The organism is Actinomyces stomatis (assembly GCF_031292835.1).
Taxonomy (GTDB): domain Bacteria; phylum Actinomycetota; class Actinomycetes; order Actinomycetales; family Actinomycetaceae; genus Actinomyces; species Actinomyces stomatis.
In genome coordinates this window covers 243,309-254,553 of sequence record NZ_JASPEP010000003.1, presented here as the reverse complement: position 1 = coordinate 254,553, position 11,245 = coordinate 243,309, and the positions used below count along the sequence as shown (strand labels likewise).

Genomic DNA, 11,245 nt, shown 5'->3' with positions numbered 1-11,245 from the left:
GGCCCAACCCAACCCCCCAAACACAGAGAGCCAGGCAAACCAAAACAAAACAACCCCCCAAACCACACAAAACACGCGCAGCCCAAGAGGCCATGGCATAAAAAACATGACACACTATCGAGTTCTCAAACAACACACCCAGCCGGATCTCGGTCAAGCCTTTTCAACTCAACCTCGCTCTGGCGAGCAACTCGGCTACTCTAGAACATTCGCCAGTTCGACGTCAACCTCAAGAGCATTGCTTTCGGTCACACCGATCGACGTTCCGTCGTAGCACGTCTGCTACCGGATGGCCATGAGCGAGGCTCAGCCCGTTCGGCAGCGGGCTGTACTTTAGGCAGGTCCACCCCGCGGACGTCAAACCAAGACTTCATGATCCAGGACACACTGACTTTTCGGTGTCGTTCCAACGCTCTCGCCAATCACTTGGATGTACGGCGGCAACACGCCGCCGTTCGTCAGTATCCACCGAACAGCCTGACACACTACTATCGTCGAGTCAGTTTACTGTTCAACTACCTGGCGTCCGGCATCGGACCCCAGCGATCATCAAGGAGCACCTCCCGTGCCTGTTTCCACTCATGGCGCCAAGCGCCCTCGTTCCGGATCCGAGATCGTGACCAGCCCGTCGGCTCGCATCGTGCTGGCCGTCCTGCGGATCGTCGTTGGCTTCATCTTCCTGTGGACCTTCCTGGACAAGACTTTTGGCCTCGGATTCTCCACACCTCGTCAGATGGCCTGGATCAACGGAGGTCAGCCCGCCCAGGGCTTCATCAAGGGCGTGGCGGTTCACAGCCCCTTCGGGAGCGCCTTCGAGCTGCTGGCCAACCCGGTCGGCGACTGGCTGTTCATGGCCGGGATGCTCGGAGTCGGCGTCGCCCTGACTCTGGGCATCGGACTCAAGGTGAGCGCCTTCGCGGCCTCAGCACTCATGGTGCCGTTGTATCTGGCCCTGTGGCCCATCGGAACCGGAGGTACCGAGAACGCGGCGACCAACCCCCTGGTCGATCTCCACTGGGTTCTGACCCTGTCCGCCATCCTGTTCGCCCTGACTCGGGCCGGCGACACCCTGGGGCTGGGCACCTGGTGGTCTCGCTTGGTCGGCGACTCCTGGCTGCGCTGATGTCACCGAGGTCCTCTGGCTGACGAGCGAGCTCGGGCCACGTATCGCGTACGGCAAGGGGCGTGAGACACCAGTAGGTGTCTCACGCCCCTTGCCGCGTCACATGCCGCGTAATGCGGCCCTCACTCCTCCTCGGCGAATTTGCGGACCGCCTTGGCCACGGCGTCGGCGACCCGGGTGTCGAAGGCGCCGGGGATGATGTACACGGGGCTGATCTCATCATCGGCGATCACCGAGGCGATACCGGTGGACGCGGCCCGCAGCAGCTCGGTCGAGATATTAGTGATCCCGGTGTCCAGCAGCCCGCGGAAGAGCCCGGGGAAGGCCAGCACATTGTTGATCTGGTTGGGGAAGTCCGAACGTCCGGTCGCCACCACAGCGGCGTAGTCGGCGGCACGGATCGGGTCCACCTCCGGAATCGGGTTGGCCATGGCGAAGACGATGGCACCGTCGTTCATGGCCTCCAGGTCCTCGGGCTCGAGCAGGTTGCCCGACGAGACACCGATGAAGACGTCAGCCCCCTTGAGGCCCTCCTTGAGGGACCCCGTCACCTGACGCGGGTTGGTGTTCTCCGCGAGCCACTTGCGGTGCGCGTTCATCCCCTCGGTGTTCGCTGCGGACAGCGCCCCGGTACGTCCGTAACCGACGATGTCCGTGGCGCCGTGCGCCATGAGCAGCTTGGCGATGGCACTGCCGGCCGCACCGACACCGGACAGGACGATGCGCACGTCCTCGATCTTCTTGTCCACGATCTTCAGCGCATTGATGAGCGCCGCCAGGGTCACGATGGCGGTGCCGTGCTGATCGTCGTGGAAGACGGGGATATCGAGTTCCTCGCGCAAGCGGGCCTCAATGTCGAAGCACTTGGGGGCGGCGATGTCCTCCAGGTTGATGCCGCCGTAGGCCGGGGCGATGGCCTTGACGATGGAGATGATCTCCTCGGGATCCTTCGTGTCCAGTGCCACCGGCCAGGCGTCCACGTTGCCGAACTGCTTGAACAGAACGGCCTTGCCCTCCATGACGGGCATGGCGGCGGACGGGCCGATGTCCCCCATGCCCAGGACCGCGGTCCCGTCAGTGACGACGGCGACGGTGTTCTTCTTGATGGTGAGCATCCGGGCGCGCTCGGGGTGGTCGTAGATGGCTTTGCAGACGCGGGCCACTCCTGGGGTGTAGACGCGGGCCAGGTCGCGGCGGTTGTGGATCGGGTACTTTCCGGCGATCTCGATCTTGCCCCCGACGTGAGTCAGGAAGGTCGAGTCGCCGACATTGCGAACGACAACGCCGTCGATCTCCTCGAGCGTGGCGACGAGCTCGTTGCGGTGCTTGGAGTCCCGGGTGTCTGCCGTGAGATTGACGGTGAGCTTGTCGCCGTCGGCATCGGCGACGTCGACGCCGGTGACGATGGCACCAGTCGCAGTGGCGGTGTCGACCAGACGGGCCACCGCCTTCTGGGAGGCGGGCACCTCGAGGTACAGGGCGACGGTGTAACTGGGACTGGGCTGAACCATGGGCACTCCTCGTGGGACGGGCGGGGCTTGAGACAGATACTCCGAGCCTATCTCCCACCAGCCGCAACACACTCGTATGACGGTCCAATTGTGACCGGATGCTGAGATTCTGAGCGACTTTCGCAAGCAATCTCACCCTGCGTGGGAGGAGCATGACGTCTACCCGCCGTGACGGACGCGAGCCATGGAGGAGCCGCCGGCAACAGACAGTCCGGCCTGTGACCGCTGCATGCTGCCAGCGGTCACAGGCCGGACTGTTCAGAGCCGCCCTCGATCCGAGAGGACGATGCTGGGAGGAAGGAGAGGGCAGGAAACGAGTGGCGAGACCCGCCTCAGCCCTGTACTCGCTCCATGACGAGCTCACGCACACGCTTGGCGTCGGCCTGGCCGCGAGTCGCCTTCATGACGGCGCCGACGATGGCGCCGGCCGCCTGGACCTTACCGCCGCGGATCTTGTCCGCCACGTCCGGGTTGGCGGCCAGCGCCTCGTCCACGGCAGCCAGCAGTGCCGAGTCGTCGGAGACGACCTCAAGCCCGCGAGCGGCGGCCACGGCCTCAGGATCACCCTCTCCGGCCAGAACCCCTTCGAGAACCTGGCGGGCCAGCTTGTCGGTCAGACGCCCGGAGTCCACCAGCCCTTGCAACTCGGCGATCTGCTCGGGCGTGACGGCCATGTCCTCCAGGGCGGTCTCCTGCTCCTTGGCCGTGCGGGAGAGCTCCCCCATCCACCACTTCCGGGCGGCCTGACCGGTGATTCCTGCTGCCGCAGTGGCCTCGATGAGCTCGAGCGCTCCGGCGTTGACGACGTCGCGCATCTCGGTGTCACTCAGGCCCCACTCGGCCTTGAGGCGACGGCGCTTGGCCGCGGGCATCTCGGGCAGCTCCTCACGGATCTGCTCGACCCACTCGCGGCTGGGCGCCACCGGCACGAGATCCGGCTCGGGGAAGTAGCGGTAGTCGTCGGCGTCGGACTTGACGCGACCGGCGCGGGTGGTGCCGTCCGCCTGGCCGTGACGGGTCTCCTGGAGCACCTCTCCCCCGGCGGCCAGAATGGCGGCCTGACGCTGGATCTCGTAACGGACGACCTGCTCGATCCCGCGGAAGGTATTGACGTTCTTGGTCTCGGTGCGGGTTCCCAGCGGCGCGTCGGGCGACTCGCGCAGGGAGACGTTGACGTCGGCGCGCACGTTGCCGCGCTCCATGCGTGCCTCGGAGACCCCCAGGGCGCGGAAGATGTCGCGCAGAGTGCGCACGTAGGCGGCGGCGACCTGAGGCGCCCTGGCACCGGCGCCCTCGATGGGGCGGGTGACGATCTCCACCAGCGGCACGCCGGCGCGGTTGTAGTCCACCAGGGAGTGGCTGGCGCCCTCGATGCGGCCGTCGGCGCCTCCGATGTGGGTGTTCTTGCCGGCGTCCTCCTCCATGTGAGCCCGTTCGATCGGGATAGTGAAGAAGGATCCGTCCTCCATCTCGATCTCCAGGGCGCCGTCGTAGGCGATGGGCTCATCCGACTGGGAGGTCTGGAAGTCCTTGGCAAGGTCCGGGTAGAAGTAGTTCTTCCGGGCGAAGCGGCAGGACTCTGCGATCTCGCAGCCCAGGGCCAGGCCGATACGGATGGCGTACTCCACGCCGCGGGCGTTGACCACCGGAAGCGCACCGGGGAGTCCCACCGACGTGGGGGTCACCATCGTGTTGGGCTGAGCGCCGAAGACGTTGGGTGCGGCGTCGAACATCTTGGTGGCGGTCCCCAGCTCGACGTGCACCTCCAGCCCCAGGACCGGGTCGTAGCGACGAACGGCCTCGTCGAAGTCCATCAGCGTGTCACTCATCGTGTCTCCTCCAGCTCGGGCGCACGCGACAGCAGCGGCGCCCCCCATGTCTCCTCCAGCGCGGCCTCCAGGACGGCACCCACGCGGTACAGGCGGTCATCGGCCCTCTGCGGCGCCAGGATCTGGAAGCCCACCGGAAGCCCGTCATCGCTCAGGCCCGAGGGCAGGCTCATGCCGGGCACCCCCGCGAGGTTGGCCGGAATCGTGGTCACGTCCAGCTTGTACATCGCCAGCGGGTCGTCCTTCTCCCCGAAGCGGTAGGCCGTCACCGGAGCGGTGGGCGAGACGAGGATGTCCGCCTTGTCCCAGGCGGTGTCGAAGTCGCGCTGCACCAGCGTGCGCACCTTCTGGGCCGAGCCGTAGTAGGCGTCGTAGTAGCCGGCCGACAGCACGTGCGTGCCCAGGATGATGCGGCGCTTGACCTCGTCACCGAAGCCCGCCCCGCGGGTGGCCGCCATGACGGTCTCTGCGGTGACGGGTCCCGACGTCGGCTCGACCCGCAGGCCGTAGCGCATCCCGTCGTAGCGGGCCAGGTTGGAGGATGCCTCGGCGGGCATGATGAGGTAGTAGGCGTCCAGCGCGTACTCCAGATGCGGTAGGGAGACGGTCTCCACCTGCGCGCCCGCCGCCTCGAGCAGCTCCAGGGCGGCGTGGAAGGAGGCCACGACGCCGTCGTGATAGCCCTCGCCGCCGTCGAGCTCGGAGATGACGCCGACCCGCAGTCCGGTCAGGTCCCGCCCCTCCTGCGCGGCCCGAACCACGGCGGCCATGCCGCGCGGCGCGTCCGGCAGCGACGTGGAGTCCAGCGGGTCGTGGGAGGCGATGACGTCATGCAGGAGAGCCGTGTCCAGCACCGTGCGGGCCATGGGGCCGGGCGTGTCGAGGGAGGAGGCCATGGCGATGACGCCGAAGCGCGAGACCGTGCCATAGGTCGGCTTGACGCCGACTGTGCCGGTGACGGCCGCGGGCTGGCGGATCGAGCCGCCAGTGTCGGTGCCGACGGCCACCGGAGCCTCGTAGGCCCCGACGGCTGCGGCCGAGCCTCCGGAGGACCCTCCGGGGATGCGCCCGAGGTCCCAGGGGTTGGCCGTGCGCCCGAAGGCCGAGTGCTCGGTGGAGCCACCCATGGCGAACTCGTCGAGATTGGTCTTGCCCAGGATCGGGGTGCGGGCGGCGCGCAGGTTGCGCACAAGGGTGGCGTCGTAGGGCGGCACCCATCCCTCGAGGATCCGTGAGGCGGCGGTCGTGACCTGGCCACGGGTGACGATGAGGTCCTTGACGGCCACCGGCACACCGGTCAGCTCGCTGGTCGTCTGTCCCTCCTTGCGGGCGGCGTCGGCGGCGTCGGCCTGGCTCAGGGCGCACTCGGCATCGACGTTGAGGAAGGCCCCTACGGCACCGTCCACAGCGGCGATGCGGTCAAGATGGGCCTGGGTGAGCTCGCGCGAGGAGACCTCCCCCGCTGCCAGGGCCGCCGCCTGCTCGGCGGCGCTGCTCCTGATGAGGCCGGCCAGTGCGGTGGTGCTGTGAGTGCTCATGAAGCGGAGTCCTCCCCCAGGATCTGCGGCACGAGGAACATGGAGTCCTCGCAGGCCGGCGCACCGGCCAGGAGCTCGTCGACGTCGAGCGTGGGGGCCGGAACGTCCTCACGCAGCACGTTGGTCAGGGGCACGGGGTGGGAGGTCGCCGGCAGGTCGGACGTGACCACGCTCGTGACCCGGGCGAAGGAGGAGGCGACCGCGTCCAGCTCTCCGGCCAGGCGCGTCACCTCCTCATCACTCAGGGCGACCCGAGCCAGCGCCGCGACCCGCGCGACCTCATCAGTGGAAATAGCAGACATGGTGTGGAGTCTAGCCGGGCTGAGCCGTGCTGCGGCCGCATCACGTCGACATCACGTCGAGGCATGATCGACTGCGAGGATCGGCCCCACAGCGACGTCCCTCTCCCCGCAGGCAGAGCGTGGGCGTCGAGCCCGCGGGTTCCAGCGAAACGAAACTGAAATCGGATTCGTACGATCTCACAGCGCCTCATCCCCGAGGATGATTGACATCGTCTCGTTTCACGGATGTCATGGTGATCACCAGGGTGAGGACCGACCCGCCGGCGACGGCACTGCCACGTCGACGCAGGTCGGACCAGGAACAGCCCTTGGATCAGACCTCCTTCCAGGAAGTTGGACCACCGGAGGTCAGATGGACCACTGGATTCGGCCACATACCTCCCCGCACGGGGCAGGTGGCCGAGGGACGAGGATGCATGAGCAGCAACACTTCCCCCACTGGTGTACAGCACCAGGGAGAAGCCTCACAGAGCGAGACCCCTGTGCTCAGTACGCCCTACGGACAGTCTGAAGGCGTACGTCGCCAGTCCGTCTTCCAGGCGGCTGCGAACGCCGCGGCACCGCATGCGCGTTCGGCCAACGCTGTCTCAAGCGGCACGAAGGAGGAGCAGGGCAGCACCGAGGAGATCGAGGCGGTCGTCCCGACCCCGACCTCTGAGCCGGGCGCCGGCAGCGAGCCGGGCGATCAGCCGAGCACCGAGGGCGCCTCGGGAGCCGAGAGCATCGTCAGCGCTGAGAGCACCGGCGGTACCGACACTATCGGCAATGCCGACAGCACCGGCAGTGGCGGTCATCCCACCGCAGCCGGCCTGGCCCCCTCCTCCTTCCCCGCGGCCACGTACCCCGATGCGGAGTCGACCCTGGACGAGCCCCGGCGTCGTCGCCGTTGGCCCCTGGGGGTCGCGGCCGCCGCGCTGCTCCTGCTGGGCGTCGTCGGTGCCGGTGGCTACGCCTACGCCGCGCACTACGACGGCCGGGCCGTCCCGGGGACCACCGTGGCCGGCACCGACGTCTCCGGCAAGAGCCGGGAGGAGGTGGTCGCCGCCATTGAGGAGCGCGTGAAGGGCACCAAGGTCGACATCTCCGGGGACGTCACCGCCAGCGCCTCCCTGGCAGACCTGGGAACCACCGTGGATGCTCAGGCCACCGCCGATGCCGTCATGGCTCGAGGCAATACGCTCGGCGAGAAGTTCCACGCTCTGGTCTCCAAGGGCGAGGTCCCGGTGGTCACCACCACCGACAAGACCAAGGTGAGCAGCTACGCCACTTCTCTGATCCCGGAGGACCGCGCCAAGGCACGCAACGCCACCGTGGTCCTCGGTGAGGACGGCACCACCTTCACCACCACGAGCTCGGCCAAGGGCTCCTCGCTGGATGCCGACGCCCTGGCCCAGGCCGCGCAGAAGGCCGCTACCTCCCTGGACTCGTCGTCAATCTCTATGACGATCACGAATGCCGACCCGAAGGTCTCCGACTCCGACGCCCAAAAGGTTGCTGACGAGGCCAACAGCTGGGTCGCCCAGGACGTCACCATCACCATGGGTGAGGACTCCTACACGGCGGAGAGCACGGACAAGGCCTCGTGGATCACGGTGAAGAACTCGACCGACACCGCCCCGACCATCGCCGTGGACTCCTCAAAGGTCTCCCAGTGGGTGAAGACACAGGCCGAGGAGGCCAGCTCCGAGCCCGTCACCGGCGAGCGCAACATCAATGCCAGCGGCCAGGTGGTCTCCACCCCGACCGAGGCCAAGGACGGTAAGACCGTCAACAACGTCGATGCGGTCGCCTCCTCGATCACGCAGTCCCTGGGCAGCAGCAAGGCCTACTCCGGCTCCTTCGAGGCGACGACGGTCAAGGCGGATTGGAAGGAGCGCACCATCGCCAATGGCGCGGAGAAGCTGCCCTACCAGGCCGCTCCGGGTGAGAAGTGGGTCGACCTCAACCTGTCGAGCAAGACGGTGACCGCCTACGAGGGCGCAACCGTCGTGCACGGTCCGGTCTCCATCGTCGACGGCGCCGCCGAGACCCCGACGGTGACCGGCACCTACAAGGTCTACCTGCAGTACGAGTCCCAGACCATGCGGGGCGAGAACGCCGACGGGTCCCCCTATGTCGCCGAGAACGTCCCGTGGGTGAGCTACTTCTACAGCGGCTACGCCTTCCACGGCGCGGGGTGGCGCTCCAGCTTCGGGTACTCCGGTTCCCACGGCTGCGTCAACATGCCGGTCCCCGAGGCGCAGTGGATCTACAACTGGGTCGACACGAACACGGTGGTCCACAGCCACTACTGAGCCGGAATCGACCGAGTCGCGACTGGGGCGGGGCACTTTCCTGACAAGGAGGTGCCCCGCCCCAGTCGTGAGTCCTCAGGAGACCGCCTGAGGTCCTCTCTCCAGGAGCGCCACGAAGCCCTCCTCATCGAGAATCGCCAGCCCCAGCTCACGGGCCTTGGTCTCCTTGGAGCCCGCCTTGTCCCCCACGACGACGAAACTCGTCTTCTTCGAGACGCTGCCGGAGGCCTTGCCGCCGCGCGAGACGATGGCCTCCTTGGCACTGTCCCGGGTGAATCCCTCCAGGGAGCCGGTGACCACGACGGTCAGGCCCTCCAGGGTGCGCGCCGGCTCCTCCTGCTGGTCCGAGGCATCCTCCCGGGTACGGACCCCGGCGGACTCCCAGCGGCTGAGGATCTCGCGGTGCCAGTCGACCTCACGCCACCGCGCCCAGGACTCGGCAATAGTGGGGCCGACGCCGTCGACCTCGGCCAGCTCGGCGACGTCAGCCCGACACAGGGCCTCCAAGGACCTGAAACGCGCCGCCAGGGCGCGGGCGGCAGTCGGGCCGACGTGACGCACGGACAGGGCCACCAGAATGCGCCACAGTGGACGGGTGCGGGCCTGCCGGAGCTGGGAGAGCATGGCGGTCGCGTTCTTTCCCGGTGCCGTCGCCTTCTTGACCCGTCCGTCGGCGTCATAAGTCTGCTTGGTCCAGAAGAAGCGGCTCAGGCGCCAGTCGCCGGTGGGGACCCCCCGGCGGGAGACGGGACGCCAGACGAAGACCTCGCGAAGGTCGTCCTCGGTCAGGTCGAACAGAGTGGCCTCGCCGGTGAGCACCGGTACCTGCTCGGTGATCCCCGACTGCTTCAGGAGCTCCTCGACGGCCTCCACCCGCTGGGAGACGTGGAGGGAGTCGAGCTCGCCGGGCGAGAGGCTGAGCCGTCCGCGTTCGGTCTCCAGGCTCCGCCCTGCCGCGAGCGCGGTCAGGGCCTCGCGGCGTCCGGCGTCGGGTCGGGTGAGGGCGCCGGCGGCCTCGTCTCCCAGTCCTTCGACGTCCAGGGCGCCCCGGGAGCCGATGTGGGCGATCCGCTCGGTGAGCTGGGCGGGGCAGGAACGGGTGTTGGGGCAGCGCAGGTCGACGTCGCCGTCCTTGGCCGGTGCCAGCTCGGTGCCGCAGGAGGGGCAGTGCGTCGGCATGACGAAGTCCCGCTCGGTGCCGTCACGCAGGTCGGCGACCGGCCCTAGGATCTCAGGGATGACGTCGCCGGCCTTGCGCACGATGACCATGTCCCCGATACGCACGCCCTTGCGGGCCACCTCGGTGGCGTTGTGGAGGGTGGCGCGGGCCACCGTCGAGCCGGCGACGAGGACCGGTTCCATCATGCCGAAGGGCGTGACGCGTCCGGTGCGCCCGACCTGGACGGCGATGTCCAGCAACCGGGTGCGGACCTCCTCGGGCGGGTACTTGTAGGCCGTGGCCCAGCGGGGCACTCGGGAGGTGTGACCGAGGCGGCGCTGGAGGGTATGGTCATCGAGCTTGAAGACGATGCCGTCGATCTCGTGGATGAGGTCGTGGCGGTGGTTGGCGTAACGCTCGATGTAGGCCTCACGCTCAGCCCGTCCCCGGACCACGGTGTTGTAGGGGGACACCGGCAGCCCCCAGCCGGCCAGCAGCTCATACCACTCGTGCTGCCGGGTGGGGAGCCTCTCCCCCGGTGCGGGGGTGATCGCGCCGACCCCGTGGGCGATCATCGCCAGGGGTCGGGAGGCGGTGACGGCGGGGTTCTTCTGGCGCAGCGAGCCCGCAGCCGCGTTGCGGGGGTTGGCGAAGACCTGCAGGAGGGGGGCGCCGTCCTTCTGCCGCCGCAGGTTGCGGGTGCGGCGCTCCTCGTTGAAGGCCTCGAAGTCCTGGGTGGGGAAGTAGACCTCGCCGCGCACCTCGAGCAGGGAGGGGTGGGCGTCGCCGGCCAGGACCAGGGGGACCGAGCCGATGGTGCGCACGTTGCCGGTGACGTCCTCACCGGTCGTGCCGTCACCGCGGGTCGCGGCCCGAGTGAGGATCCCGTCCTCGTAGGTCAGGGCCACGGCCAGGCCGTCGATCTTGACCTCGGCGGTCATGGCGAGCTCGTCGTCGCCGACCCCGGTCTCGGCGACCATGCGCTCGGCCCACTCCTGGACCTCGTCAAGGGAGAAGACGTCCTGGAGGGAGTACATGCGCTCGTGGTGCGGGGCGGGGGCGAAGTCGGTGACGGCGCGCCCACCCACGGAGCGAGTCGGTGATCCGGCTCTGGCCAGGAGGGGGTGGGCTGCCTCCAGCTCCTCCAGCTCCCGGTAGAGGACGTCGTAGTCGGCGTCGGACAGGGGGCTCTCGGCGTCGATCGCGTTGTAGTAGGCGTCGCGGGCCGCCTCGATGTCACGCACCAGCTCACTCCAGCGTTCCCGGGCGGCAGTGGGGATGACGCTCAGATCCACGGGGCTCTGCTGATCGGAGTGTGCCGAGGCGGGGGCCTGGCTAGGAGCGGAGCCGCGGGGCACGTCGGTGTCAGTCATGGGGCCATCTTCCCTCAACCGGGTTCACACCGGGTTCTGCGCGTATCCACAGTGAGCATGAGCATCCCCGAATGGAGAGGTTGTCCACACCCGGTGCTGCCCGCCGGCGACGTGAC

7 protein-coding genes are annotated in these 11,245 nt (G+C 68.1%); 2 read left to right on the top strand and 5 right to left on the bottom strand.

Translation table 11 applies throughout. The annotated features are described in order from the left end of the window. The first annotated feature begins 565 nt into the window (after positions 1-565). Complete coding sequence (locus RIV12_RS03680) at positions 566-1,123, top strand: DoxX family protein (protein ID WP_075418080.1); 558 nt, start codon at positions 566-568, stop codon at positions 1,121-1,123. Positions 1,124-1,245: 122 nt separating this feature from the next. On the opposite strand, the gene RIV12_RS03675 is transcribed toward RIV12_RS03680, so the two are convergent. From RIV12_RS03675 to gatC, 4 genes are all read right to left on the bottom strand, one after another. Beyond that, positions 1,246-2,634, bottom strand: a complete 1,389-nt coding sequence (locus RIV12_RS03675) for an NAD(P)-dependent malic enzyme (protein ID WP_309322183.1) — start codon at positions 2,632-2,634, stop codon at positions 1,246-1,248. A gap of 332 nt (positions 2,635-2,966) precedes the next feature. Next, the gene (gene gatB / locus RIV12_RS03670) at positions 2,967-4,463 is read right to left on the bottom strand and encodes an Asp-tRNA(Asn)/Glu-tRNA(Gln) amidotransferase subunit GatB (RefSeq protein WP_309322181.1); all 1,497 of its coding nucleotides are present in this window, start codon (positions 4,461-4,463) and stop codon (positions 2,967-2,969) included. Then, positions 4,460-6,001, bottom strand: a complete 1,542-nt coding sequence (gatA, locus tag RIV12_RS03665) for an Asp-tRNA(Asn)/Glu-tRNA(Gln) amidotransferase subunit GatA (RefSeq protein ID WP_309322179.1) — start codon at positions 5,999-6,001, stop codon at positions 4,460-4,462. The genes gatB and gatA overlap by 4 nt, the downstream gene beginning before the upstream one ends. Next, positions 5,998-6,303 carry an Asp-tRNA(Asn)/Glu-tRNA(Gln) amidotransferase subunit GatC gene (gene gatC / locus RIV12_RS03660; protein WP_297992906.1) on the bottom strand — a complete coding sequence of 102 codons (306 nt, stop codon included), beginning with the start codon at positions 6,301-6,303 and terminating at the stop codon, positions 5,998-6,000. Before gatC ends, gatA begins: the two co-directional genes overlap by 4 nt. Positions 6,304-6,719: 416 nt before the next feature. Here gatC and RIV12_RS03655 point away from each other — a divergent pair, with 416 nt between their 5' ends. Beyond that, on the top strand, positions 6,720-8,597 hold the full coding sequence (locus tag RIV12_RS03655; protein ID WP_309322177.1) for a L,D-transpeptidase: 1,878 nt from the start codon (positions 6,720-6,722) through the stop codon (positions 8,595-8,597). Between the two features lie 75 nt (positions 8,598-8,672). Here the strand turns inward: RIV12_RS03655 and ligA are convergent, their stop codons facing one another. Beyond that, entirely contained in the window at positions 8,673-11,129 is a 2,457-nt protein-coding gene (gene ligA, locus RIV12_RS03650) for an NAD-dependent DNA ligase LigA (protein WP_309322175.1), read from the bottom strand. Positions 11,130-11,245 lie beyond the last annotated feature (116 nt).